Genomic DNA, 25659 nt, shown 5'->3' on the forward strand with positions numbered 1-25659 from the left:
GTTTTTAATTTCCTCCAGTATACCTGACTGACAAAAGATCCTCTTGTTTAAACTCCCCATTGCCGTGGTATGCATACTAGTAAGATAGAAATTATTTGGAGGGATTACTTTGACTTTAAAAATGACAGTCGAAAACGCAGTACAGGCAAAAAAGGAAATCGAAAAATTGGAAACGCAAGGTTATTCACTCGATAACATCTACATCTTTGCACATGACAAAAAACGCGGAAAAGACATCACGAAGGCTTTGGATACAGAAGAAGTCGGCGTCAAAGAACAGGGATTCCTGGACAGCATGAAAAACATGACCAGTTCACGCGGTGACGAGCTTCGTGCAAAATTGGCAGCTGCAGGCTTATCCGATCAGGAAGCAGAGCAGTATGAAGAAGAACTTGATAAAGGAAAATTGGTTATTGTTGCAAATAAAGACGTAGAATAATCGAGTATCAAAGCATCGCCGAAACAATCGGCGATGCTTTTTTTTGCGCAGGAGCAATCATTTGAATTTTCTTTTTTACTATCTTAATATGTTATTTTTATCCATTTATCTCAGTAGGTATATAGAGTTATATACAGTTTTAATGCTCTTTTCCTGTTGTATACGCTTACTTCTTTTGCTATATTTAGATAGGGATTTTTTAATTTTTAAAAAACTTGCTATTGTATTAATTCGCACCAAGGGGGAACAACATGAAAAGTTTAAAAATGGGGAGTGCCTTTGCCGGAATTATTGTCGGAGCTGGATTCGCTTCTGGACAAGAAATTCTTCAGTATTTTACCAGCTTTGGCCATATGGGGACTGTGGCCGCCATCCTTTCAACCGCTTTATTTGCTTATTTAGGCATGAGCTTGACTCGACTAGGCAGCCGAATGAAAACTACATCACATAAAGAAGCCATTTTTGGCATCAGCGGCAGACTCGTTGGAACAATCGTCGATTATATCATCATCCTCACCCTGTTCGGTGTAGGCGTAGTGATGATTGCGGGAGCCGGATCCATCTTCTCTCAGCAATTCAATCTACCGGCTCCACTTGGCAGTACGGTCATGGTGATTCTGGTAGTTCTGACCATTATGATGAACGTCCAAAAAGTCATCGCCATCATTGGCAGCATCACGCCATTCCTGGTCGTCGCTGTTGTTGGATTAGCTGTCTATAGTTTATTGACGATGGATTCGTCGTTTAATGCACTGGACCCAATCGCCAATGAACAGATGTCGGCATTGCCAAACTGGTTCCTGTCCGCCATCAATTATGTTTCATTTAATATTGCAGTGGGTGCTTCGATGGCTATCGTCATGGGCGGAACTGAAAAAGATGAAAAAATCGCAGCACGCGGCGGGCTTATTGGCGGACTGATCTTAGGTGCCATGATCATTCTGAGCCATTTGGCAATTTTCTCTAAAGTGGATATTGTCGGCAGCGCAGAAATGCCGTTGCTGCAAATTGCCGATGACCTTTCACCGATTCTCGGAGTGATTATGTCATTCATCCTTTTCGGCATGATCTACAATACCGCTGTCAGCATGCTGTTTTCATTCTCAGCGCGCTTTGTCGTACTGGGAACCAAAAAATTCCGTATTTTTGTTATCATCGTTGGTATTGTGGCTTACATATTAAGTTTTGTCGGGTTCACGAAGCTTGTAAGTATGTTTTATCCAATCGTCGGTTATCTCGGCCTGTTCCTTGTCGTAGCCCTAATTGTTGCCGATATCCGAAAAACGCACAAAAAGAAACTCCAATAAGTGAAGTTTCTTCCTCACTGATACTTAAGCCGCCAAAGCATGCAACACTGCTTTGGCGGCTTTTTTATGGTACGGTGGATAAAGAAAAGCGAAGGCACCTGTGGAGCTCCGACAGGCTTAAGGCAGAACTGCCAAGCGGTGTTTCTGTGCCGCTGGGCTGGGCTGACTTAAGACCCCGAGGAGCTGGGTGGCGCAGCTGGACAAAGAAAAGCGAAGGCACCCGTGGAGCTCCGACAGGCTTAAGGCAGAACTGCCAAGCGGTGTTTCTGTGCCGCTGGGCTGACTTAAGACCCCATAGAGCTCCGCAACTCGATAAAGAAAAGAAGAAGGAGTCTTTTTATGAATCAATTTATCAAAACACCTGAACAGCAAGCGTTAGTCGATCAACTCCGTGTCCTTCAGCCCGTTTTTCAGGCGCGTGAGCCGGAGCTGGATGCACGCGGCTCCTTCCCTTTCGAAAACATCAAAGAACTGAAAAAAATGAATTATCATACCTTGACCTTGCCGAAAGAATCCGGCGGCCAGGGACTTGGATTGTACGAATACGTATTGGCACAGGAAGCCATAGCGGAAGGATCCGGAGCGACGGCTCTCTCCATCGGCTGGCATGTCGGCATCGTTCTTGAGTATGCAGAAAATCGCCATTGGCATGCCGAGTCAGCGGAATGGCTGATGGCAGAAATCGCAAACGGTGCGCTCATCAACACCGCCGCTACAGAAGCGAATGCCGGCAGTCCTGCCCGTGGCGCTTTGCCGCGCACTACAGCAGTTACCGAGGGGGATCAGTATATCGTCAGCGGAGAAAAGACCTATACTTCCATGGCACCTGCACTCAATTATATTTTCGTGACTGCTGCTGCGGAAAATGATGAAGTCATCACGGTCATCATTCCTCGCCACGCCGAAGGGGTATCGATCGACGAGACCTGGGACATGCTGGCGATGAGAGGTACAGCGAGCCACACACTGGTCCTCAATCATGTCCGAATTCCCAAAACACATGTATTAAAACCTTCCGGCTCGGCTGCAGCCGCTAAAGGCTGGCTGCTTCATATCCCTGCCTGTTATATCGGAATTGCCGCGGCTGCAAGAGCCTACGCAGTTGAATTTGCAGCCAACTACAGTCCAGCATCTCTCGGCAAGCCGATTGCGGAAACTCCTGCTATCCAACAGACCATCGGTGAGATGGAACTTGAGCTTACTACTGCCCGCCACCTTCTGTACGGTACTGCAGAGCGCTATGCTCTTGCCGATGATAAGGCAGAGATGGATGAAGCATTGAATGTCACAAAAATCGCTGTCACCCATGCGGCAATGGGTGTAGTGGATAAGGCGATGAAAATTGTCGGATCCCGTGCCCTTTCAGAAGACAATCCGATGCATCGCCATTACCTGAACGTCCGTGCCGGACTCTATAATCCGCCGATGGAAGACATGGTAAAAAGCCAATTGGCGGCGCAGGCAATCCAAAGCTTTACCCAACACTCAAAATCAGAGGTGAAATAAACGATGGAAACCATTATTTGGATCAATGATACTGAAGTCCACGCGTTAAACTTGAAAGAGGAATTGATTGAAGACCCCCATTCCAACCAGAAGAAAAGAAAAATTTCTTTTGACTTCAAAGTAACCAGTGAAGAATACCATGACATTGCGGTATTGCTTTATGAAATGAATTTTCGGATCCGCGTTCCGGTACAAGAACTGGAATTTAACGCGGCCATCTCCAATTATTCGACATCCATCACTGATTTGTATAAACCCGGCCAAATTGCCGATTACTACTTGGAGTTAATTGAACAAGCATAACTATCAAAAGAAGCCCGGAACCTTTTACAGGTAACGGGCTTCTTCTCATTTCCGCTTAAAGCGGCTTCCTTTTTTCTTCGTTCGAAGCCTTGTTATCAGCTCTTCAGCTTGTTCCCTCTTGGCCATGGACGTTTCTTCATCCAAGGTGACTGCCAATTGGCCATTTTCTGCATCGATGGTAAACCAGGAGTTGATGTGACTTCCTTCAGGCAAGCGATTGGCTGGCAAAACAAGTTCGATTCCTTCTTCTTCCACTAGGATGACTGCGTGCCTTTCATCCTCAATCCGGTCCAAAATCCCTTTCATTTCATCACCCTCCTACGCATGCCAGACCCTGCTCTTGAATAGCACTCAGCGTCCCTTGGCCGATTCCTTTGATATCCAGCAATTCTTCGACACGCTCAAACGGACGCTGCTCGATGATTGCCTTAGCATAAGCTTCACCGATTCCTGAAATCTCCTGCAATTCCGCTGAGGAGGCTATATTTAAATCAATACACCGATTTTCTCCTTCAGTCGGCACACCTTCCTGTTGGGTCAATACGTTATAGGACGTGCCATCCGTTTTAACAACAATGGTGCCATTGACGTCTGTCCCATACACTTCAGCGCCTGCATTTTCCGCAGCAGCAATCACTTCTGCATGCGGATGTCCGTACGAATTATCGGCTCCCGCACTGTAAATCGCCACTTCAGGCGTCACTGCTTTCAAAAAGGCAGGGCTTGTCGACGTATTGGAGCCGTGATGGCCTAAATGCAGAATTTCGGCATCTAAATCCATGCCGCTGTCGATCATTTCCTGTTCCTGCTTGACGCCCGCATCACCTGTGAAAACAAAACGAACATCACCGTAAGTCATCTTTAACGATACCGACTCTTCGTTTGCTGCACCGGTGATTTCGTCTGGATACAGCACGTCAATTTGCATTGAACCCACATCAAAAGTGTCACCGCTTCTCGGTTCCACATACTCAGACCCGCTCGCTTCGATGGCTTGAAGCACATTGAGGAATGTATTGGAGCTGCTTGTGTTGCCGGACATCCATACTTCCCCAACCTCGAATTCACCAATTACCTGTGCCAGCTGCCCGATATGGTCGGCATCCGGATGAGTTCCGATGACGATATCGATATCGTTGATTTCCTGCTGCTTCAAGTAATCCACGGCTTCTGTCGAATTCCAGTTGCCGGCGTCGATCAGCATTGCAAACCCGTCGAATTCAAGCAATGTGGAATCCCCTTGTCCGACATCGATATAATGTACCGTCAATCCATCCAATGCCGCTTCCTCTCCAACAGGTTCCTCAGGTTCTGGTTGTTCAATTTCCTGATCTGTTTCGTTGTCATTGCGTTGTTCCACCGGTTGCTCGACTGATTCTGTACAAGCTGCCAGCAAGATGAAAATCACAACTGCCCATAAGGCCCATATAATCTTTTTCAAAAACTCACTCCTCTTTCTCCAGTGAATTTTACCATATACAATAGAGAAATAAAAAAGCAGGCCAAGAAAAGTTCCTGGTCCTGCTTACCTTGCTTCACGTAGACATATAGTCCCCGCCGTTCATATGGAGGAACTGGCCCGTCATATATGAATTTTGCGGATCGGCCAAAAATACATAGGCTTTAACCAACTCATACGGCTGACCCGGGCGCCCGGCCGGCACATCTTCACCAAAGTCGTCGCCGACATCGGGATATAAATCACCGAAGGTTTTGGTGATCAACGGAGTCCAGATCGGTCCTGGAGCAATGCCGTTCACGGCAATTTCCTCACGCACTAAGCGCCGGGCCAATGACCTGGTCATTGCCACCATCGCCCCATTGGCTCCTGCATAGTCGATGAGATCGGAATGACCGCGGTAAGCGTTGATGGAGGCGGTATTAATGATGCGTGACCCTTTCTTTAAATGCGGCAATGCCGCCCTCGTCAAATAGAACATGGCGAATGCCTTGATTTCAAAGGTTTTCAGCATCTGTTCATCCGTGATATCCAAGGGTGAAGTCTGGGGATATTGATAGCCCGCATTATTAACCAGAATATCTACTTGGCCAAACTCGGTTAAGGTGAATTGGACCAACTGGTCACAGTTCGCCGATTTCCCTAAATCACCACTCAACGCCTTGGCTTTGCCGCCATAGCTTTCAATCAGTTCAATGGTTTTTTGGGCTCCTTCATCGTCACCGAGGTAGCCGACCACTACTTTTGCCCCTTCCTTGGCGTATGCGATTGCGACGGCTTGGCCGATGCCGCTGCTGGCACCTGTGACAATCGCTACCTTGCCTGCCAGCGCTCCACTGGCTTTATAATCCTTTAAATCGGTGTTGTCGAATTCCTTATCCGCCATGTTCCCACCCTTTCAGCTTCTAATGTACACTTGGAATCTTCGTTAAATGCCAAACATCATCTGAATATTGCTGGATGGTACGGTCACTGGAGAAAATGCCGGAAGCTGCGATGTTTTTGACACACATTTCCGCCCATTTCTCCGGTTGTACATAAGCATCCAGAATTTGTTCATGCGCTTTGGAGTAGCTGCGAATATCCTTCAGCACAAAGTAAGGATCACGATCTTCCAGCAGCTGATCAACAATAAAGTCGACATTCGTTTTACCTTCTGTCCATTCCCCTTTGACCAGTTCTTCCATCAACTGTGCAAGTTCCGGATCCGTTTCAATTATTTCTTGTGGATTGTAGGACTGTTCCTTCTCATGCTGCATCACCTGTTCAGCACGCATACCGAAAACAAATGCATTTTCTTGTCCTGCTTGCTCAAATATTTCGACATTTGCGCCATCAAAAGTGCCGATCGTCAATGCACCATTCATCATCAATTTCATATTCCCAGTTCCGGAAGCTTCTTTAGAGGCTGTCGAAATCTGTTCACTGACATCTGCAGCTGGAATCAGGTATTCTGCTTGGGTAACATTATAATTTTCTACAAAAACAACATGGAGATGCTTTCTGACCAATGGGTCACTGTTCACTTTCGCTGCCACTGTATTGATCATTTTGATGACTTGTTTCGCAAAATGGTAACTTGGTGCTGCTTTCCCTCCAAAAAAGAAGGTTCGCGGATATGGCCGATATGTTGCATCCCGCTTAATCCGATCGTACAGCATCTGGATATGCAGGATATTCATCAATTGGCGTTTATAGCCATGGAACCGCTTGATGTGAATATCGAATATGGAATCGGGATCCACAATAATATTCTGGTTTCGTTGAAGGTGGTGAATCAACTGCTCTTTTTTCAAGCTTTTGATCGCCTGGAAGTCTTGAAGAAATGAATGATTTTGAGCGAAATAATGCAATTCGCTTAACCGCTCAGGTTCTCTGATCCACTGCGGCCCAATCGTTTCCGTAATCAACCCGGACAACTCCCGGTTAGCTTTGATCAACCACCGGCGATGCGTAATGCCATTGGTTTTGTTATGGAATTTATCGGGGAATTGTTCATTTAGTTCTTTCATCTCACGCTTCTTCAAAATCTCCGTATGCAGTTTTGCTACCCCATTCACTTTATAGCTGCCCACTACCGCCAACACCGCCATCTTTATGACACCATTTTCGATAATGGATAATTTGTGGAGGGCTTCCTCGTCTACAGCTTGCTGCTGCAGACTTTCTTTAAAGCGCCGGTCGATTTCTTCAATGACCATATAAATTCTTGGAAGCAAGGATTGGATCAACCGACTGTCCCATTTCTCCATCGCTTCTTCCAAAATCGTATGATTTGTATAGGAAATAGTGCGGGTTGTAATATCCCAAGCTTCGTCCCAACTCAAGGCATATTCATCCACCAAGAGGCGCATCAATTCAGGAACCGCCAGAGCCGGGTGCGTATCGTTGATTTGGATGGCAACATTCTCTGGAAGTGCCTCTATATCAAAACTGCGGTTGTTTAAAATGGTTTGAAGTGACGCGCTGCACAGGAAATACTGCTGTTTCAGGCGGAGGATTTTTCCGGCATCGAGTGAATCATCAGGGTAAAGCCGATCCGTGATTTTAGCGGTCTCGTGTTCATAGACTGCATAATCTTTATCACCCGGAAATGGGCGGTCTGAAACTTCCGCCTGCCATAACCGAAGCGTATTGACAGTACCGCCATTTGCTCCGACCACTGGCATGTCATAAGGCACGGCTTTGACCCACTCTGAATTTTCCACTCTAATCTTAAGCCCATCCAATCCCATGACCAATTGGACTTCTCCATAATAAGGGATGTCCACCGCCAATTCTTCGCGGCGAATGTCTACATTATTTTCTTCCTGTATCCATTGAGTAGGCTGCTCGGTCTGGTAGCCGTTAACAAAATGCTGGGTGAATAGGCCACCTTTATAGCGCAGCCCAAACCCATGTCCAGGCAATTCAAGGGAAGCCAGCGAGTCCATAAAGCAGGCTGCCAATCTTCCAAGGCCGCCATTGCCAAGTCCAGGCTCTATTTCAAGCTCTTCTATCTCTGACAGTTGAAAGCCCAGCTCCTCCAACCCTTCCTTGACGAGTTCATAATGATCTAAATTGATCAGATTTTGTCCCAGGACCCGTCCAATCAGAAATTCAATAGAGAAATAATATAATTGCTTTTCATTATTTTCTTTATACAATTGATTGGTCCGATTCCAACGATCCTGTATCCATTCGTTCGTCATTTCCCAAAGTGTCTCATAAGCAAGTTCTGGCGTTTTTTCAATTCTCTTGTGTTCCATACGAGTGACAAAGCTTTTTTTGAACTCTTCTTTGGAAGAAAACATAATTGGCACGCCCCTTTAAATTATCCTTTCATAGAGTTTAGCGTATTCTGCCGCAGAGCGCGACCAGGAATAATCACCTTTCATCCCATTTTTTTTGATGGCCTCCCAATGTTCCGGCTGCTGATAAAAAGTCAGGCATCGGCTAAGGGCGAGGTCGAATGGCTTGTCCTGTGAAAAATCGCTTAAAAACCCATTGCCGGTCTTCAGGTTTTCATCGTATTCCACTACAGTGTCTTTCAAACCACCTGTTTTATTGGCTACAGGAACTGTTCCATACCGCATCGAGATCAATTGGCTCAATCCACAAGGCTCAAAATGCGAAGGCATCAGAAAGATGTCAGCACCCGCATACAACAGATGGGCGAACGCTTCGTCAAAGCCGACATGGACGTAGACCTTATCCGGAAAATTGGCTGCCAGTTCGTGGAAAAACTGTTCGTACTGCTCTTCGCCAGAACCCAGCAATACAAACTGGACATCTTCTTTTTCCAGCAAGGCAGGAAGCACCTGTTGCAGCACATCAATTCCTTTTTGTCCTGCCAACCTGGAAATCATTGTCATCAATGGCACGTCTCCACGTTCCGGAAGAGCCGCCTTCAGCTGAATTGCCCGTTTATTGGCTTGTTTCCCTTCCAGATTCATCGCATCAAATTGCCGTTCAATGGCTTGATCGGCTGCGGGATTATAGACATCTGTATCGATTCCATTTAAAATACCGACCAGATCCTGTTCTTTCTTCTGCAGAAAACCATTCAGCTTCTCACCATAAAAATCCGTCAAGATTTCATCTCGATAGGTAGGGCTGACAGTGGTCACTTTGTCCACATAGGAAATACCTGTCTTTAACGCATTGAAGTCGCCATTCCATTCCACAACACCATCATCGTAATAACGTTCATCCATTTCGAAGTTTTCTAAAAATATCTCTTTGGCAAACTTCCCTTGAAATTGCAGATTATGAATCGTCAAAACGGTTTTTATCGCTTGAATCGACGCATATCGATCGTCTTCTTTCAATAGAAATGGAACCATGGCAGTATGCCAGTCATGAACATGAATCAGGTCAGGCTGCTGTTCCTGCCGCTGAATAATCTCCAGCACCGCCCGGTTGAAAAAAGCATATCGTTCCGCATCATCTTGCTGGCCGTAAATCTTGTCTCTTTTGAAATAGCTGTCGTTTTCCACAAATAAAAATTTCACACCGGCATGAGCGTATTCATAGACGCCAAATGTTGATTGCTGGCCTTTAAAATCAAACTCGATCGTTTCTTGCAGATGGAATTCAGATGTGTGTTCTTCTGAAATCAAACTATACTTCGGAACGATGACGTTGATTTCATGGCCTAATCTGCTGAGTTCTTTCGGTAATGCCCCCATCACATCAGCCAGTCCTCCGGCTTTTGCAAATGGTGCACATTCTGCTGCTGCCATTATGATTTTCATCGCATATCCTCCTTAGTGACCTTCTCCCCTTTGCGTAAAACGATCGGTTGTTCAGCTGTTCCGTGTAAAACCACCCCTTCACCGATATAGACATCTTTATCCGCAATCACATAAGACAGATCACAATTTTCTTCAATCACGCATTTTTGCATAATAATGCATTTCTCTAAACGTGCATTTTTCTTAATGTTGACTGCCCGGCTGATGATGCTGTCACTCACTTCCCCCATGATGGTGCTGCCGTTGGCAATCAGAGCCCGTTTGACACTTGATCCTGTAACATATCGCGTTGGAGGTTCATCTTTCACTTTTGTATAAATAGGCCGGCCAGGGAGGAACAGCTGTTTTCTATTTTCTTCATCCAGTAATCCCATCGAGGCCTGGAAATAGCTTTGAACGGAATCGATAATGGCAAAGTAACCTTTGTATTCATACTGATTGAATGTATAGGGGCTCTTCTTCAAATTGACTACATCTTCCACACTTACCACGTTTTTGTCACGGTGAGTCTGAATCAATTCGACTAGGAGGTCTTTGGATAAAATATAATTCTTCAAGGAAACCCCTTCACTCACAGCTTCTGTGATGTCTGCACCTGATTCGATGTGATGATTCAGCATCTCTCTGAAATCCAATTGGTTGACGACGAAGCCGTTGGTGACGATGGCATAAGGTTGTATGCTTTTTGTGAAAAATTGCATATGCTCTTCCAATCCCGCAAACGCGCCTACCGTGGATAAGCCTCCATCCCGCTGTGTGATCGGAAGGAAAAACAATCCATTTTTTCTTCTGTCCAAATCCCAGCTCTTGCCGACTCCAATATGATCCAACAGAGAAGCAAATGGAGAAGAAGGAAATACGCCAACCGTATTTACACCGGAATTGACAAGATTTGATAAAGGAAAATCGATCAGCCGGTAGCGTCCGGCAAAAGGTACAGATGAAATGGCCCGCTGGATCGTTAAATCCTGCAGCCCTTCTTTTTTAACAGATGTGTCGACTACAGCCAATAAGTTCATTTTCCGACACGCTCCTTCCATTCATCCAATTGCTCTTGGGTCAATAAGATCACTTCATCCTGTTGGCCAGGAATTTCAAATCCTTCCGGCACGTCTAATCTTGGCGGTACAACAGCCCGATGAAGCTTGGCACCTTTGCGGATCTTCGCACCGCTCATGACCACACATTCCGACACCGAGGCCTCTTCTTCAATCGTTACGTTTTGAAAGATTACGGACTTGAAAACCTTACCGGAAATTACACAGCCTTCATTTACCATGGAAGCTTGAACATCGCCGGTTTCGTTGATGACCTGTGGAGGCAGCTGTGGATTTGAAGAGAAGATCCGCCAACCCGGATCATGCAGGTTCAGGCCGGAATTCAAATCAAGCAGATCCATATTGGCTTCCCAGAGGCTTTCAACGGTTCCAACATCTTTCCAATAGCCTTTAAACGGATAGGCGACCATTTTTTCGCCCTTCTCCAGCATGGCTGGCAGAATGTCTTTCCCAAAGTCATGGGAGGAAGCCTCATTTACGTTATCCGTCTCCAAATACTCTTTTAACTTCTCCCATTTGAAGACATATACCCCCATAGACGCTAGATTGCTTTTCGGCTTTTCAGGTTTTTCGTCAAATTCCATGACGTCCATACTGTCGTTGACGTTAACGACTCCAAATCGGCTGGCATCTTCCCAAGGAACTTCCAGGACGGAAATCGTTACGTCTGCCTCATGTTCTTTGTGGTAGTCCACCAATGCCTCATAATCCATTTTATAAATATGGTCTCCCGATAAAATCAGCACATAGGCCGGGTCACAGGACTTCAGGAAACTGATGTTCTGATAAATTGCGCTGGCTGTCCCCGCGTACCATTTGATGCCATCTATTTCTGCATACGGCGGAAGCATGGTCACTCCGCCATTGCGGCGATCCAAATCCCACGGTGTTCCCAACCCGATATATTGATGCAAAACATGCGGCTGATACTGCGTCAAAACCCCGACGGTTTCAATTCCTGAATTGGTACAATTGGACAACGGGAAATCGATGATCCGATATTTCCCGCCAAACGGCAGCGCTGGCTTTGCTATCGTATACGTCAGTGATTTCAACCGGCTTCCCTGTCCGCCGGCCAACAGCATTGCGATTACTTTATCGTTCATTTGGCTCCACTCCCATCCTTTTTTGTTTCCACACATTCATCGTAAATGCAGGCAAATCCAATACTACGGAATAGGGCAAGTCATCATATGGATCATCTGCCGCTCCGACAACAGCTTCCGGGTAGTCATTTCCTGTCGTAAAGATTTTTTCGTACTCCGTGCTTTTCGGGACACCCAACTTAAAGTTTTCATAATGATTGTCCGAGAAGTTACAGACGATTATGCATTCGTCCTCCGGCATATATCCTCTCCGAATAAAGGCAGCTACGCTTTGCTCATGGTTATCCGCGTCAATCCAGGAAAAGCCGTCCGGATGATCATCCAATTCAAAAAACGCTTTTTCAGTTCTGTAGAAGGCCAGCAATTCTCTTGTGAAATCAGCCATTTTTTTATGCTCTTCCATTTCCAAAGAAAGCCAATCCAGTTCCGGTTTAAATTCCCATTCTTCGAAATGCCCAAACTCCTGACCCATGAACAGCAATTTCTTTCCCGGGTGGGCACTCCAGAAACCGAGCAGCAGCCTTAGTTGAAGAAATCGCTCATCCAACGTTCCCGGAAGCTTGTTCAACAAAGAACCTTGACCATTCACCACTTCATCATGGGAAAGCGCAAGAAGATAACGCTCTTCATACTGGTACATGAGGGAAAAGTTCATTTTCCGATGCACTTCAGAACGTTTATCAGGCTGCGTTTCCATGTAATCCAGCGTGTCGCGCATCCAACCAAAATTCCATTTGTAATGGAAACCGACTCCCCCCTCAGAAACCTCATGTGTCACTTTCGGATAATGCCAGGCATCTTCTGCAATTAATATTGTTTCCGGATAAAATTCCTTCAAACTATCTGTCAGCTTCTGAAGGAATTCAACACCTTCAACATTATGAGGGCGTTCTTCTCTGTTGGGGATGAACAGCAGACAGACCAGTGCATCCATCCGTATGCCATCGAATTTAAATTCATTCAGCCAATAGTGGGCACTTGATGTGAGAAAGCTGACAACCTCCCCTTTCTGGACATCGAAATTCAATGTGCCCCAATCCGGATTGGCGCGCCGTTCCAACCGCTCTTCCTCATATAAAGGCGTGCCATTGAATAGAGCCAGCGCATGTTCATCTACACAGAAATGGCCTGGAATCCAATCCAGAATCAACCCGACTTTATTTTCGGCACATTTGGCGATAAAGTATTTCAAATCATCAGCATTTCCATATCGGCTGGTCGGCGCAAAATATCCGGTTGTCTGATAGCCCCAGGACTCGTCCAAAGGATGCTCTGTAATGGGCAGGATTTCGATATGGGTAAAGCCCATATCCAAGATATAGGGGATCAGCTCCGAAGCCAATTCACGGTAATTCAAAAAACCACCTTGGGCATTACGCTTCCATGTCCCGATATGTAATTCGTAAATAGCCATCGGCTTTTCAAAATGATTTCTATTTTGAATTTTTTTGTGTTGCAACACAGTTTTTGACCAAGTGTGCTTAGCGGCTGCTGCCACAACCGATTTGGTTTTCGGCCTCATTTCACTCGCTTGTGCGTAAGGATCGGATTTCCTTACTATTTGCCCATCCGAAGTTTCAATGATGTATTCATAAGAATATCCAATCAGTCTCCCAGGAATCTGTATATGCCAGATTGTCGGATCCAAGGGGTGCTGCTCCATTCCAAAGATTTCTTCCACGTCGCTTTCAGGATTTGAACAAGCTACGTTTACGCCAACTGCACCCGGAACCCATACAGTGAATCTTGTTTCATCTTCAGTGACATGCGCTCCAAAGTATAGATACGCATCTTTCATCAGTCCAACATGGAAAGAATCCAGCTTTTCCTGCGTCAGAAGGCTTTGCAGATCATTCATCTTCACACCTCCAAAATTTTAACAGTCCCGTGTCCCCTTTAATTCTACATAAGCCATGTAAATCCCTTGTTAAGAAAGTTAATTGTCCAAAAATTTAGTTAAATTAAGAATTTTTCGGTATTTCCGTTCGAAATGTCTACACATTTCTTTTTCTTTATACCCTTGTTTGGGGGAAGAATATCCACTACGCTTAGGAGGATATCCGATTATTGAAAGAGAGGCTGAAATTTTTGCGAAACTATAGAGGACTGTTACTGGCTGTTTTCTTCAGCATTTTTTTGGCTGCATGCAATCAGGGCATTGAAGACCCCCTCAAATGGGAAATAGAGGATTTTACATTCACCAATCATAACAATGAAGATTTCGGCTTAGCCGATCTGGAAGGTGAAGTATGGTTAGCTGATTTTGTTTTTACTAATTGCACGACCGTCTGCCTGCCGATGATGGCGAATATGACAGATTTGCAGGCACAATTAAAACAGGAAGGCCTCGATGTTCAGATTGTTTCGTTCAGTGTGGATCCTGCATTTGATAAACCGGAAATCCTGAAATCCTATGCGGAAAATTACGGAGCTGATTTATCCAGTTGGAATCTGTTGACGGGCTATACCCCACAGGAAATCGATGAATTTGCTATGGATAATTTCCAGACTTTAGCCCGGAAGCCTGAAAATGACGATCAAGTCATTCATGGGACCTCCTTTTATCTAGTTGACCAAGCTGGCGTCATCATGAAAGCCTATGACGGATTGAACCCCCCGGTCGAAGAAATTTTGGCAGATGCGGAAATCCTATTGACGGAGGAATAAGACATGGCAAAGAAAAAAATCTGGATAGTTGCGCTGCTGCTTGCCGCCTTCCTTTTGCTGCTGCTTTTCTTTATCCCGAGAGAAAATATGCCGGCACCCGAAAGCCGTGTGATTCTGGAGCATACCTTCAGGACCTATATTGCACCTTCGTGTTTTGAACAGGCTGACGCTACCAACTTTTTGGAAGAATCAACTCTGGAGCAGGCACAGGAACTCAATTATCCTCCGCATTCTTCCTGTACTGAAAAAGCATTCGAAGGAAATCAGGACAGCGGCTTTATCCGCCTGCTGAAAGAATTGGACATCATGGAAAAAGAATCGCAGGATTGGTAATTAAAAAACAGGCAGAGAGTTTTTCTCTGCCTGTTTTTTACCGTCTCGACCTGATGACTTTGACGCAAACCGGAGCGGTCGTCTGGACAATATTTTCGACTGTGCAGGGAGCACCTGATCGCCCCATTTTCAAAGCCGCGAGCGTATGGGAATTTTCGTTCGCCACTACAAGCCATTCATCGCCGGGAATTATGGCGAAATGCCTTGGCCCTTCTCCTCCCGCCCCTGCTAACCCGATGTTCTCCAACGTTCCATTATCTTGTATGGCAAATGTGGCGATGCTGTCATGCCCTCGGTTCGATGCATAGACATACCGGCCATCACCCGAAACAGCAATTTCCGCACTGGTATTTTGTCCCTGGTAGTTGTCGGGCAATAAAGGCAGCAACTGCAGGAAATCCAATTGGCCTTGCTGGCTGATCTTGTAAACCATCAGTGTGGAATTTATTTCATTTATTGAATAGACAAACGGTTTTGTCGGGTGGAAGCTTAAATGGCGGGGGCCAGCTCCTCCTTCTGCTTGGACAGTATATTGAAGTGTCAATTTTCCGGTATCGGAATTCAGCTTATAGGTGGTGATGGTATCATTGCCCAGATCCGAAACCAAAAATAAATTCTTCCCCGGAACTTGTATGACCGAATGCGGATGAGCAGCATCCTGCCGCTCTTTATTCGGACCGGAACCTTCATGTCTCACAGAGTCCGCCAAGTCTCCAATTCCACCATCTGCACGTAGAGAGTGAACGTTAACTGTAGCGCCGGAATATGTAACAGACAGGAGCCATTGTCCCGTTTCGTCAATGGTGATATGAGCCGGATGATCGCCATTGGACGATTGTCGATTGAGTTCCACTATTTTTTTCGCATCCGGATGAATCCAATAACTGACCAATTGGCCATCCCCCACCTCACTGGTGGCGACAAAACTTGTACCATTCGGGTGGATGGCAAGAAAAGAAGGGCGCTCAATGCCCGCTATACCAGCCAACTCGGTCAATTCCCCGCTGGCCTCTTCGAATTCCCAAAGTTTAATGCCCGGTTCTTGTTCTGATGAATACGATCCTGTCAGCAGATAGCTGGCTGCCATCAAATTCCTCCTCGACTAAATGGTATGAAACAACATTGGTGCCCTCTATTATTTTGCAGAGTCTACACTAACGGGTTGAGGTGACTAATCATCCACACAGATTGCCTTTCATTGGTCCCGAAGAAAGAGTCGAAAAAGTCCTTTTAAGACCAATTGCTTCATTTTGCTTATCAATTCTATAATTCCCGTGAATTTACGGTACAGATGAGGTAAAGTTAGCTATGAAACCTGACCAATTCCACTAAAAGAGAAAGAAGGTTGCTCATGAGAAATTTCGGTTTATCCATCCGTGAAAAAAGCATTGTCTGCATCGGCTTTATGGGAGTCGGCAAAACAACCGTCGGCAAATTGCTGGCCCAAAAGCTCTACCGGAGCTTTATTGATATCGATGTCGAGATCGAGAAGGAATTTGCTATGCCGATTCCGCAAATATTCGAAGTTTACGGTGAACAGGCATTCCGGGCCAAAGAGAAAGAGTTGATTGTGAAATACAGCCAACAGCCCTTGAATATTATTTCTGTTGGCGGCGGAGCTTTTCTGCAAAAGGAAATACAAGACATTTGTATGGCCAATTGCATCGTCTTGTTTCTTGATATTTCATGGGAGTCATGGAAAGACCGAATCCATATCCTCGTTGACAACCGTCCTTTGTTAAAAGGACGTTCTCTTGAAGATATGAAAATACTGTTTCTGGAACGGCAATCGATTTATTCATTAAATCATTCCAAATTCCAAGTGGATAATTTCCAAGCGGAAGAAGCAGCTGAGTATTTGGCTGACGCGTTGAAATTATCCTGGGAGATCCATGCCCCTCAGCCCAAGTGAAAATCAAACCCACCATCTATAAATGGCGGGTTTTTTCGTTGGCAAGCACTCTCCTCACCACCTTCCTTGTTTTAATATTCAGTTAGTAGAAATTATACGCCATCAATTATAAGCTTTCAATTTTGAGCCTGTTGAAAAGAGCATGAGGGCATTTAAAAGCCTTCATGCTCTTTTCATCACAAATGAATAACTGTCTGAATGAATAATTGAACCAGGATATAAAAAGCGACAGCGAACTTTAAATTGAATTGAAGACCGTTTCGGATTCCGCTCAATCCATTGACACTGCTCAAGATAATCACCGGCATGACAAAAGGTGACAATATGATGGAAATGACACTTCCTGAAGTTACCGCCAGCACCACTAATTCGGGAGGGTACGGAAAAGGAATCGCCTCCAGGACTCCTGTCACCAACACGATAACCGGCAAGGGGCCCAAGCCGATAAAGCCAAGTAAAATGACTATGAACGGGACCAGGAACAGGATATTCAAAACTGGAATGATTCCAGTCAAAAAATTCATGCCGCTGATTACATAGTTGCCGACATCCGACTGATTCAACGCAAAGATAAGCACCCCAGCTGCCATTAAAATGCTGAACTGCTGTGCTTGTTTGGCAATGCCTGCTGAGAAATAATAGCGGGTTTCCACAACAAAGCTGGAAGTTCTTCCTTTAATCAAAAAGTAGAACAAGGTCCAGACAAGAATGACCAGTGGGATGGTCAGTAAAAATTCCAATCCAGTTATTTCGTGGACAAGAAAAATAGTCCCGAACAAAGAAACGAACAAAAAAACAAATTCCGCAACATCCTTGTTCCACTTTCCGGGATTCCGTGAATTCTTCATGGCTTTATCAATTTCCTGCCGTAAAACAAAGGTGAAATCCACTCCATATTTCTTTTCCTGGTAATAGGAAAAGATTACCGATAGGATTGTTCCTGCTAAAGCAAAAGCGAATCCCAGCACCATCGACTTCCACAGGGTCGCTTCCAATGCTTCGACCGCAAAGATGAAACTCGGGATACTGATGACCCATAAGGTGGAAAGTCCAAAACCGCGCAGAATGGCTGTCCCTTTAAAATTCTCCCATGCTTCATCTTTATGTTCCTTTAAAAAAGTATCAATGAAGCGATACATCATCGGCACTACGCCAAACAACAGAAAATGGGAGATGACTTGTGTCATTGCCATCAAGCCAAAGTAGAATTTCTGGCTCTTATTGAGGAAATTGTGGGCGAAACTCATAATCTCTTCAATATAAGGCTCTTCCTTCAGCACCCAACTGATCATGGGGACAATCAACAGCAACCCAATCAAATTTCTCATTTGCTGTAACCCTTGGACCAAATCGGGACCGAACGAATCACTCGTAAAATATAGGACCACTAAAGCCATAAGAACGAGGAATAATTGCAACTGAATTTTCTTGAATGGCAGGAAAAGAAAAGCCGATACTAAAATCAGAACACCCAAGACAGAGAGCATTCCGGTTAAAGCAGCATTCTCATAAAAGTAAGTGACAAAATGCACCAAAGCATATGCCGAAACTGAAAAAATAAATCCTCTAGCAGCTTTCCGGTTCATTTCATCCCTCCTCTGACGACTTTCATCATCTTTCCCCATTCTACACTTTTTTAACAACTAGTTATTTTAATCCCACGGTTTCCAATCAAGTTCTAAATCGAATGAGGGAGACCTGCTTAAAGGTTTCCCGATGTTTCTTACGATTTTTTGTTTTCAGTTAATCTGTGATATGCTCTGAGATAACAATGAATTATACAGCAACTTCCTCCGGAAAATAAACTGTATTTCATTGAGCAAAGCATTTCCCTGTTTTATCGGCTCGGCTTATCGATGACATGTTCTAACAGTATGGGAGGAATTAACCGTGGGTGTAACAAAGAGTTTTTTCATTGCGTTATCCAAAAATCAGCCATTAAACAGTGCCGCTAAAAAATGGGGCTTGAAATTAGGCGCCGGAAAAATGGTTGCGGGTACTGACATCAAAAGTATGATGCAGTCCGTAAAAGAACTGAATGCCAATGGCATTAGTGCAACAATCGATAGTCTTGGCGAATTTGTCCGCACTAAAGAAGAAGCGACAAAAGCTAAAGAGGCCATATTGAACACATTGGAAGCCATTCAGACTCATGGTGTGAATGCGCATATGTCCGTTAAATTAACGCAAATTGGCCTGGACGTCGATCCTGCCTTCTGTCTGAAGAACATCCAGGAAATTGTGGCAGCTGCTGCCAACTATGATATTTTCATTAATTTGGATATGGAAGATTACGACCACCTGCAACAAACACTCGATATTCTCGAAGCCCTGCTCAAGGAATACGATAATGTCGGTACCGTTATCCAAGCCTATTTATACCGATCCGAAAAAGATGTGGAGAACTTGCAGAATGTCCGTCTCCGTCTCGTAAAAGGCGCGTATAAAGAAAGTGCAGAAGTCTCCCTCCAGGACAAAGAAGAAATTGATGCAAACTATTTGAAGCTCATCAAGCTCCACCTTCAAGCGCCTGGATATACGTCAATCGCAACACATGATCATCATATTATTGAACAGGTCAAAACATTCGTAAAAGAAAAAAATATTCCACTGGATCGCTTTGAATTCCAGATGCTTTACGGTTTCCGTTCCGACATGCAAAAAGATTTGGCAAAAGAAGGCTATGCCTTCACTACCTATGTGCCTTTCGGTCAGGATTGGTATGCCTATTATATGAGAAGATTGGCAGAAAGGCCTCAAAACATCAATTTGGCGTTGAAAAGTTTACTATCTAAATAAAGGAAAAACACCTCCGAAATTTTTTCGGAGGTGTTTTTCTTATCGTTTGTCGCTTTATAGGAGATGCTTACGCTTTTCTCTATGTCCAGCTCCAGCGCCCAGCTCTTTGGCTCATAAGCCAACCCAGTATCCAGTTGCAAGTGCCTAGCTCCTCGGGTCATAAGTCGACCCAGCTGTGCGGCTGAAGAAACGCCGCTTCGCCGGAGCATCTTATGCCCGTCGAATCTACACGGCTGCTTACGCTTTTCTTTGCTTCAATCTAAATTTCTTACTTGAATCGGCGGAAGGTCTCGTTGAAGGTTTTTTCTGTGTCTTTCGTATTGCGCTGGCAGCATCAATGCTTCTCCCAGTGCTTCCGGCGATTCGTCGATTGCAAATCCTGGGGGATCGGTGGCGATTTCAAAAAGGATGTCTCCATATTCCCGGAAATAGATAGCGTTGAAGTAATTGCGGTCCTGAACCGGCGTTACCCCGAGTCCGTAGGTTTCCACTTGTTCTTTCCAATCTAATTGATCCGCGTCGTCCTGCGCGCGCCAGGCGATGTGATGGACAGTTCCTACACCCATCTGCCCTGTGCCAACTCTGGATAGCTTGACATCAATGATGTTGCCGAGATCGCTGGCTGCGCGGAAACGCATAAGGTCATTTTCTTCCCCTATTTTTTCGAGGCCCATGACCGTTTCCAACAACTCTGCTGTTTTTTCTGAGTTGGCTGTGTATAAAGTGGCACCACCAAACCCCTTGATGGCTACTTCTTCCGTTACTTCACCAATTGCCCATGTATTTGGTTCACCTTGCTGTCTTTCAACCAATTCCAAATGCAAACCGTGCGGATCATCAAATGACAGATAAGACTCTTCAAAGCGCGTTGTTTTTGTAAAGGGCACCTTGAATTTCCCGAATCTCTTTTCCCAGAATGCTAGAGCCCCCTCTGGAACTGCATAAGTGGTGACACCAACTTGGCCATCCCCAATTTTCCCTTTATAAGCATTTCCCCAAGGGAAGAACGTGATGATGGTTCCCGGTTTTGCGGTTTCATCCCCGAAATACAGATGATAGGTACCTGGATCATCAAAGTTTACTGTTTTTTTGACCAGTCGCAACCCCAAGACGCCGGCATAAAAATCCACATTTTCCTGCGGATCCCCGACAATTGCAGTAATATGATGAATTCCCATTGATTTTTTTGTCATTGTGCAGCACTCCTTCGTTATATTCAACTCTACTTGCCTATCTTATCATTCTATTATCTCGAATTAAAGATATTCACTCGAAGTTCTAAAACTGATGTTCATCTGTACAAAACGCTTTATTTTGGAAGATTGTCTTCATGCTTGTTCATCTGCTTTTGCTTTTGATCTTTGATTTGCTCTAAATCTTCCTGATCTTCTTTTTTGTCTTCTTCGATTTCCTCTTTTCTTTCTCTTTCCTCAGACTTGGACATGTCCGAATTTTCCTGTTGTTCTTCCACCTGATCTTTTTGCTGCTCTTTGACTTCTTCTATTTTTTCCATATCCTCTTGATACTGTTCTTCCACTTCTGAAGTGGACGGAAGGAATGGCTCATCGTTATAGTCTGTTCTTCTGCCGTAGCGAAGCATTTCATAGATAATCAGACCGTTATTCGGCATTCCGTTGGCTGTTTTCATCGGCACGATATCAAACACTACATAATAGAATGCATAAAAGACAAAACGATCCCAAAACGTTGCATATTCTTCCAGCATGCCATTTGCTAACAAAGCGTTTATCGTAAATGCCACAACCATATTCACTAAAATCGGACCTGCATAAAGGGATATATAAGCAATCTTTCCTTCTCTTCTTAATGAATCATACGAAAACCAACTATATAGATGGTAATATTTTCGTATATCGAACATCCCTATTTTAACAATTCTTGGTCCCGAGCCAATCGTCATTCGTGGGTTTTTAACCCCTACTATTAAACCCATTATTAAATAACCCGATTCCCGTAAAAAGACGACTACGGGTAAAATAATAAATGCAGAAATTATCAATGCGATCAAATCGGCTATTCCAAACATTTACTCACTCCCTTTAAAAGTTTAAAAAAGCCATACCTGCTTAAGTACCCCCTTTATATTGCATTCCCGCTTATACCCTATTACAAATATATTTCATTTTCATAAATATAATTCGTTGGTCACTGTCTTTATTCGTGTTAGCATAGCTATTATATAAAGAAGTTCAAGTAATTGTCTTAGCAGTTAATACCTGTGGGTACGGGCAATACTTTAACCGAGTAGGCCACTAGCTGACCGGATTTCTTTTTATCTTATTTATATCATACGCGAAAAATTCACTTTAAAGGACGGATACTGTGGGAACTCAAACTGGACGTCAAAAGCGAAAAAAATGGATTGTTTTTTTTACGTTGATTGCTCTTTTATTTGCTGTGGTTGTTTTTGAAGAAATTACTTCATCTCCCGATGCTTCAGCGTCTATCCAAATCTCAGGCTCTGCGGCTTTCAGCCCTCCCCCCGATATCCATGAAATCAATGAACGCGTTAAGGTTGTAAAAAATTTAGTATACAGCGATTCAAAAAACAGCCTTTTGGATATTTATCATCCTAAAGACGCTTCCGCTTCGATGCCGGTCATTTTGTGGATCCATGGAGGAGGCTATGTTGGGGGTTCTAAAGATAGCCGCCAGGATTACGCTATGGCTTTGGCAGATGCCGGCTACGTAGTCGCGAACATCGATTACGCACTGGCTCCAGCATCTCTCTATCCAGGTCCAGTGCTGCAAGCTAACCAGGCGCTTGCTTTTATGCAGCTTCACGCTGCTGAATATGGTGGTGACATGGAACGCGTCTTCGTAGGAGGCGATTCTGCGGGTGCACAGATTGCCAGCCAGGTAGCCGCTCTTATATCAAATGTAGAATTGGCGAAAACGATGGCCATTCAACCGGCCATCGCCAATAGCCAGCTTCAAGGAGCCTTGTTATTATGCGGCTTGTATAACCTGGATACTGTCCGAGCCACCGCTTTTCCAAACATCGACCTTTTTCTTACAGCCTATACAGGTGCCGAACCATTCGAGTCGTTTCCGAGAATCGATGAGCTTTCCACTGTCCAGCATATCAGCCCGAACTTTCCGCCTGTCTTCATAACTGTCGGCGATGCGGATCCATTCGTTTCCCAGTCTGCTGAATTGGTCGAACTGCTGCAGGCCAATGAAGTACAGGTCAGCTCGGTCTTTTTCGAAGGCACCCAGAAAAACCTGAAGCATGAGTATCAATATGATTTGAGCACAGAGGACGCACGGAGCACGCTTGAAAAAACCCTTCAGTTTCTTTTTGTCCATGGTAAATAAAAAAACGAGCACTCCGCAGAAAAGCGGTTGCTCGTTTTTGTTTTTCATCCTTGATTTACTGTGCTTTCTTTAATAACAGGAGCAGCTGCCTGCTGTCTCTTTTTGGTAGGAAGCATATTGAAAAGAATATTCAGGACAATGGCCGTAACACTTCCGGCTACGATTCCATTACTCGTTAAAATTTGAATACTTGAAGGCAATTGGACAAACAGTTCAGGAACTACTGTAACACCAAGCCCGATTCCAACCGAACAGGCAATGATCATGGAGTTTTCCTGAGAGTCGGTGATGATGGTACTCAGCATTTTAATGCCTTGCGCAATCACCATACCGAACATCGCAATCATAGCCCCACCAAGAACTGAAGGCGGAATGATCGTAGTCACGGCAGCAATTTTCGGAACAAATCCAAGTGTAATCAACATAATTCCTGCAATCAGGATAATTTTTCGTGATTTGACGCCGGACATCTGAATCAGCCCTACGTTTTGCGAAAATGCTGTATACGGGAAGGAGTTGAATATCCCTCCGAGTACGATGGCCAACCCTTCCGCACGATACCCTTTTGCCAAGTCTTTTTCTTTTAATTTCTTTTTCGTGATATCCCCAAGCGCGAAATATACGCCTGTCGATTCAACCAATGACACCATGGCCACTAAGATCATCGTCAGGATGGCTGGCCATTCAAAAGTCGGCATTCCGAAGTAAAAAGGCTCGACCATATGGAAATAGGAAGCGTCTGCGATTGGGGAAAAATCCACCTTCCCAAGGAAAAAAGCAGCAACTGTTCCAACAATCAATCCCATTAGGATGGAAATGGCTCTTAAAAAACCGGAAGAAAACCGATACATGAAGACGATGAACAAAAGAGTGCCGAAAGACAGGCCAATATTGGCAAGTGAACCAAAATCAGCGGCTCCCTGTCCGCCCCCCATATTATTGATGGCTACGGGAATGAGTGTAATACCGATGATCGTTACAACAGTTCCTGTAACAACCGGTGGGAAGAAACGGACCAAGCTGCCGAAAAAGCCGCTGATCAAAACGACAAAGACTCCGGAAACAAGAATAGCTCCATAAATAGCGGAAATGCCATATTGGCCACCGATTGCAATCATTGGTCCAACGGCAGTAAATGTGCAACCCAGAACAACCGGAAGCCCGATGCCGAAGAAACGGTTGCTGACGATTTGAAGAATTGTCGCTACACCGCATAGTAAAATGTCGATTGCCACCAGATACGTCAATTGTTCAGGTGTCAATCCAAGTGCTTCTCCGACAATCAAGGGAACTAATACGGCGCCTGCGTACATCGCCAGGACATGCTGGAATCCTAAAGCTGTTTCACCCAGTGTTTTTTTCATTTAACTTTCGCCTCCTCAAAAAATGTCACTTGCCCATTTTCCAAAGAAGAGATGTTTGCCAATGTTTCAACACGGATACCCCGCTCACGAAGCAAACTGCCGCCCGGCTGGAATCCTTTTTCAATGACAATACCGATTCCGGCCAATTTGGCGCCGGCTTGTTCCACAATATCCAATAATCCTAAAGCCGCCTGTCCGTTTGCAAGAAAATCATCCATGACCAATACGACATCATCTTTTTGGATAAAATCCTTTGACACGGAAATATCGTTGGTTTCATTTTTCGTATATGAATGGACGCTTGCTGTGTATAAATGATCGACCAATGTCAGTGATTTGCGCTTTCTTGCAAATACAGCAGGCACACCAAGAACTAAGCCTGTCATCATCGCTGGAGCGATTCCTGATGATTCCAAGGTTAACACTTTTGTAACCCCATCTTCCTTAAACCTTGAAGCGAACTCTTCCCCAATTGCCTGCATCAAAGGCGGATCAATTTGGTGATTTAAAAATGAATCTACTTTCAATACCGATTCCGACAAAACCTTGCCGTCCGATAAAATCTTATCCTGCAATTTTTTCATGCTGCCAACTCCTCTTCTGTCACGGCTGAAGGCATGAAAAAAAGCCCTCAGAACGTGCATCCATTCATACCATGAGTGGAGCAATGTCCTTCGAGCTTGAATTCGAAAGGAAACAAAAAAGAATAGACACCTCAAAAGGCGCAATCCAGTTGCTTCGTTGCTTCTCATAGTCAGTTCGTTTACGGCAAACCGGTAGAAACTTGCGGGCCATATCCCCGCGATTATATGAGTGAATCGTATTTGAATGGTCTTATTATAGCACGCTGTTTACGCTTTTCAAGGGCGGCTTAAGTTAAAAAAGTATTCCATTTATTCAGACACAACAGGCGGTTCTTCTTCATTCTTCACCCATAAATGCTTACCGAGCTCCGAGCGGATCTCTTCCGGAATCGGTTCGGATTTTTTCTTATGCAAATTATAATTTACATAAACCGCTGTATTGTGGGCACAAAGATTATTATCCTGATAAAGTTCTTCATACAATTCCAGACTACTGCCGCCCATTTTCTTCACCCACACATTTACTTCCACATCCTGGCCAAAATAGATTTGTCCGGTGAATTCCAGAGTGGTTTTGACGATGACCATTTTCCATTTCGCAAAATCATGATCAGGTGTAAATAAGTCGAACAACGGATTCCTGGCTGCTTCAAACCATACCGGCAAGGTCGTGTTGTTGATATGGCCCACTGCATCTGTTTCTGAAACCCTTGGTGTCAATATCGTTTTATACATATGTCTCCTCCT

At 44.6% G+C, this 25659-nt stretch carries 24 protein-coding genes and 1 riboswitch; of the genes, 9 read left to right on the forward strand and 15 right to left on the reverse strand.

Translation table 11 applies throughout. The annotated features are described in order from the left end of the window. The first annotated feature begins 109 nt into the window (after positions 1-109). The 4 genes from ACRC6Q_RS14665 to ACRC6Q_RS14680 all read left to right on the forward strand — a co-directional run bounded on the left by ACRC6Q_RS14665 (position 110) and on the right by ACRC6Q_RS14680 (position 3555). Positions 110-439 (forward strand): general stress protein, encoded by a 330-nt coding sequence (locus ACRC6Q_RS14665; RefSeq protein WP_223637390.1) that lies wholly within the window; start codon positions 110-112, stop codon positions 437-439. A gap of 251 nt (positions 440-690) precedes the next feature. Next, the gene (locus ACRC6Q_RS14670; RefSeq protein WP_223637403.1) at positions 691-1746 is read left to right on the forward strand and encodes a YkvI family membrane protein; all 1056 of its coding nucleotides are present in this window, start codon (positions 691-693) and stop codon (positions 1744-1746) included. A gap of 339 nt (positions 1747-2085) precedes the next feature. After that, positions 2086-3252 (forward strand): acyl-CoA dehydrogenase family protein, encoded by a 1167-nt coding sequence (locus ACRC6Q_RS14675; RefSeq protein ID WP_431466903.1) that lies wholly within the window; start codon positions 2086-2088, stop codon positions 3250-3252. 3 nt (positions 3253-3255) lie between these two features. Next, positions 3256-3555, forward strand: coding sequence for a DUF3219 family protein (locus tag ACRC6Q_RS14680; RefSeq protein WP_223637423.1), 300 nt, complete (start codon positions 3256-3258; stop codon positions 3553-3555). A gap of 45 nt (positions 3556-3600) precedes the next feature. Here the strand turns inward: ACRC6Q_RS14680 and ACRC6Q_RS14685 are convergent, their stop codons facing one another. The 8 genes from ACRC6Q_RS14685 to glgB form a co-directional block, all read right to left on the reverse strand. Beyond that, positions 3601-3861, reverse strand: a complete 261-nt coding sequence (locus ACRC6Q_RS14685) for a DUF3006 domain-containing protein (RefSeq protein ID WP_223637426.1) — start codon at positions 3859-3861, stop codon at positions 3601-3603. 4 nt (positions 3862-3865) lie between these two features. Further along, the gene (locus tag ACRC6Q_RS14690; RefSeq protein ID WP_223637440.1) at positions 3866-4996 is read right to left on the reverse strand and encodes an MBL fold metallo-hydrolase; all 1131 of its coding nucleotides are present in this window, start codon (positions 4994-4996) and stop codon (positions 3866-3868) included. A gap of 94 nt (positions 4997-5090) precedes the next feature. After that, a complete protein-coding gene (locus ACRC6Q_RS14695) occupies positions 5091-5900 on the reverse strand; it encodes an SDR family oxidoreductase (RefSeq protein ID WP_223637442.1) in 810 nt (269 codons plus the stop codon). 19 nt (positions 5901-5919) lie between these two features. Beyond that, on the reverse strand, positions 5920-8307 hold the full coding sequence (locus ACRC6Q_RS14700) for a glycogen/starch/alpha-glucan phosphorylase (RefSeq protein ID WP_223637445.1): 2388 nt from the start codon (positions 8305-8307) through the stop codon (positions 5920-5922). Between the two features lie 15 nt (positions 8308-8322). Next, positions 8323-9750 (reverse strand): glycogen synthase GlgA, encoded by a 1428-nt coding sequence (glgA, locus tag ACRC6Q_RS14705; protein WP_223637448.1) that lies wholly within the window; start codon positions 9748-9750, stop codon positions 8323-8325. Beyond that, on the reverse strand, positions 9747-10769 hold the full coding sequence (locus tag ACRC6Q_RS14710) for a sugar phosphate nucleotidyltransferase (protein WP_223637451.1): 1023 nt from the start codon (positions 10767-10769) through the stop codon (positions 9747-9749). Before ACRC6Q_RS14710 ends, glgA begins: the two co-directional genes overlap by 4 nt. Then, positions 10766-11914 (reverse strand): glucose-1-phosphate adenylyltransferase, encoded by a 1149-nt coding sequence (locus ACRC6Q_RS14715; RefSeq protein WP_223637454.1) that lies wholly within the window; start codon positions 11912-11914, stop codon positions 10766-10768. Before ACRC6Q_RS14715 ends, ACRC6Q_RS14710 begins: the two co-directional genes overlap by 4 nt. Further along, positions 11904-13772, reverse strand: coding sequence for a 1,4-alpha-glucan branching protein GlgB (gene glgB / locus ACRC6Q_RS14720; RefSeq protein WP_431466904.1), 1869 nt, complete (start codon positions 13770-13772; stop codon positions 11904-11906). Before glgB ends, ACRC6Q_RS14715 begins: the two co-directional genes overlap by 11 nt. 230 nt (positions 13773-14002) lie before the next feature. Between glgB and ACRC6Q_RS14725 the strand changes: the two genes are divergently transcribed. Then, positions 14003-14581, forward strand: coding sequence for an SCO family protein (locus ACRC6Q_RS14725; protein ID WP_223637475.1), 579 nt, complete (start codon positions 14003-14005; stop codon positions 14579-14581). Positions 14582-14584: 3 nt separating this feature from the next. Next, entirely contained in the window at positions 14585-14914 is a 330-nt protein-coding gene (locus ACRC6Q_RS14730; protein WP_223637477.1) for a hypothetical protein, read from the forward strand. Between the two features lie 37 nt (positions 14915-14951). Here ACRC6Q_RS14730 and ACRC6Q_RS14735 read toward each other — a convergent pair whose 3' ends face one another. After that, a complete protein-coding gene (locus ACRC6Q_RS14735) occupies positions 14952-16001 on the reverse strand; it encodes a lactonase family protein (protein WP_431466905.1) in 1050 nt (349 codons plus the stop codon). 264 nt (positions 16002-16265) lie between these two features. Between ACRC6Q_RS14735 and ACRC6Q_RS14740 the strand changes: the two genes are divergently transcribed. Beyond that, a complete protein-coding gene (locus ACRC6Q_RS14740; RefSeq protein ID WP_223637483.1) occupies positions 16266-16826 on the forward strand; it encodes a shikimate kinase in 561 nt (186 codons plus the stop codon). Between the two features lie 176 nt (positions 16827-17002). Here ACRC6Q_RS14740 and ACRC6Q_RS14745 read toward each other — a convergent pair whose 3' ends face one another. Further along, positions 17003-18412, reverse strand: coding sequence for a hypothetical protein (locus ACRC6Q_RS14745; protein WP_223637495.1), 1410 nt, complete (start codon positions 18410-18412; stop codon positions 17003-17005). Positions 18413-18716: 304 nt separating this feature from the next. Between ACRC6Q_RS14745 and ACRC6Q_RS14750 the strand changes: the two genes are divergently transcribed. Beyond that, positions 18717-19625, forward strand: a complete 909-nt coding sequence (locus ACRC6Q_RS14750; RefSeq protein WP_223637497.1) for a proline dehydrogenase family protein — start codon at positions 18717-18719, stop codon at positions 19623-19625. Between the two features lie 254 nt (positions 19626-19879). On the opposite strand, the gene ACRC6Q_RS14755 is transcribed toward ACRC6Q_RS14750, so the two are convergent. Together ACRC6Q_RS14755 and ACRC6Q_RS14760 are read right to left on the reverse strand one after the other, a co-directional pair. Next, entirely contained in the window at positions 19880-20818 is a 939-nt protein-coding gene (locus tag ACRC6Q_RS14755) for a ring-cleaving dioxygenase (protein ID WP_223637500.1), read from the reverse strand. Between the two features lie 116 nt (positions 20819-20934). Beyond that, positions 20935-21672: a hypothetical protein gene (locus ACRC6Q_RS14760; RefSeq protein WP_223637503.1), complete on the reverse strand. Its 738-nt coding sequence runs from the start codon at positions 21670-21672 to the stop codon at positions 20935-20937. Positions 21673-21968: 296 nt separating this feature from the next. Between ACRC6Q_RS14760 and ACRC6Q_RS14765 the strand changes: the two genes are divergently transcribed. Then, positions 21969-22964, forward strand: coding sequence for an alpha/beta hydrolase (locus ACRC6Q_RS14765; protein WP_298829481.1), 996 nt, complete (start codon positions 21969-21971; stop codon positions 22962-22964). 44 nt (positions 22965-23008) lie between these two features. Here the strand turns inward: ACRC6Q_RS14765 and ACRC6Q_RS14770 are convergent, their stop codons facing one another. The 3 genes from ACRC6Q_RS14770 to ACRC6Q_RS14780 all read right to left on the reverse strand — a co-directional run bounded on the left by ACRC6Q_RS14770 (position 23009) and on the right by ACRC6Q_RS14780 (position 25647). After that, a complete protein-coding gene (locus tag ACRC6Q_RS14770) occupies positions 23009-24328 on the reverse strand; it encodes a nucleobase:cation symporter-2 family protein (protein WP_223637509.1) in 1320 nt (439 codons plus the stop codon). Next, positions 24325-24912, reverse strand: coding sequence for a xanthine phosphoribosyltransferase (locus ACRC6Q_RS14775; protein WP_223637525.1), 588 nt, complete (start codon positions 24910-24912; stop codon positions 24325-24327). Before ACRC6Q_RS14775 ends, ACRC6Q_RS14770 begins: the two co-directional genes overlap by 4 nt. A gap of 147 nt (positions 24913-25059) precedes the next feature. After that, positions 25060-25161: riboswitch (purine riboswitch) on the reverse strand. Between the two features lie 60 nt (positions 25162-25221). Further along, positions 25222-25647 (reverse strand): acyl-CoA thioesterase, encoded by a 426-nt coding sequence (locus ACRC6Q_RS14780; RefSeq protein WP_223637528.1) that lies wholly within the window; start codon positions 25645-25647, stop codon positions 25222-25224. Positions 25648-25659: the final 12 nt, after the last annotated feature.

Origin of the sequence: Planococcus sp. SE5232, from assembly GCF_050686535.1 — a bacterium.
GTDB lineage: Bacteria > Bacillota > Bacilli > Bacillales_A > Planococcaceae > Planococcus.

Coding starts and splice junctions, on each gene's coding strand:
- ACRC6Q_RS14730 (WP_223637477.1), top strand. CDS start 14,585: ATGGCAAAGAAAAAAATCTGGATAGTTGCGCTGCTGCTTGCCGCCTTC.
- ACRC6Q_RS14740 (WP_223637483.1), top strand. CDS start 16,266: ATGAGAAATTTCGGTTTATCCATCCGTGAAAAAAGCATTGTCTGCATC.
- ACRC6Q_RS14680 (WP_223637423.1), top strand. CDS start 3,256: ATGGAAACCATTATTTGGATCAATGATACTGAAGTCCACGCGTTAAAC.
- ACRC6Q_RS14700 (WP_223637445.1), bottom strand. CDS start 8,307: ATGTTTTCTTCCAAAGAAGAGTTCAAAAAAAGCTTTGTCACTCGTATG.
- ACRC6Q_RS14715 (WP_223637454.1), bottom strand. CDS start 11,914: ATGAACGATAAAGTAATCGCAATGCTGTTGGCCGGCGGACAGGGAAGC.
- glgA (WP_223637448.1), bottom strand. CDS start 9,750: ATGAAAATCATAATGGCAGCAGCAGAATGTGCACCATTTGCAAAAGCC.
- ACRC6Q_RS14755 (WP_223637500.1), bottom strand. CDS start 20,818: ATGACAAAAAAATCAATGGGAATTCATCATATTACTGCAATTGTCGGG.
- ACRC6Q_RS14710 (WP_223637451.1), bottom strand. CDS start 10,769: ATGAACTTATTGGCTGTAGTCGACACATCTGTTAAAAAAGAAGGGCTG.
- ACRC6Q_RS14670 (WP_223637403.1), top strand. CDS start 691: ATGAAAAGTTTAAAAATGGGGAGTGCCTTTGCCGGAATTATTGTCGGA.
- ACRC6Q_RS14745 (WP_223637495.1), bottom strand. CDS start 18,412: ATGAACCGGAAAGCTGCTAGAGGATTTATTTTTTCAGTTTCGGCATAT.
- glgB (WP_431466904.1), bottom strand. CDS start 13,772: ATGAATGATCTGCAAAGCCTTCTGACGCAGGAAAAGCTGGATTCTTTC.
- ACRC6Q_RS14775 (WP_223637525.1), bottom strand. CDS start 24,912: ATGAAAAAATTGCAGGATAAGATTTTATCGGACGGCAAGGTTTTGTCG.
- ACRC6Q_RS14735 (WP_431466905.1), bottom strand. CDS start 16,001: ATGGCAGCCAGCTATCTGCTGACAGGATCGTATTCATCAGAACAAGAA.
- ACRC6Q_RS14770 (WP_223637509.1), bottom strand. CDS start 24,328: ATGAAAAAAACACTGGGTGAAACAGCTTTAGGATTCCAGCATGTCCTG.
- ACRC6Q_RS14780 (WP_223637528.1), bottom strand. CDS start 25,647: ATGTATAAAACGATATTGACACCAAGGGTTTCAGAAACAGATGCAGTG.
- ACRC6Q_RS14675 (WP_431466903.1), top strand. CDS start 2,086: ATGAATCAATTTATCAAAACACCTGAACAGCAAGCGTTAGTCGATCAA.
- ACRC6Q_RS14695 (WP_223637442.1), bottom strand. CDS start 5,900: ATGGCGGATAAGGAATTCGACAACACCGATTTAAAGGATTATAAAGCC.
- ACRC6Q_RS14760 (WP_223637503.1), bottom strand. CDS start 21,672: ATGTTTGGAATAGCCGATTTGATCGCATTGATAATTTCTGCATTTATT.
- ACRC6Q_RS14685 (WP_223637426.1), bottom strand. CDS start 3,861: ATGAAAGGGATTTTGGACCGGATTGAGGATGAAAGGCACGCAGTCATC.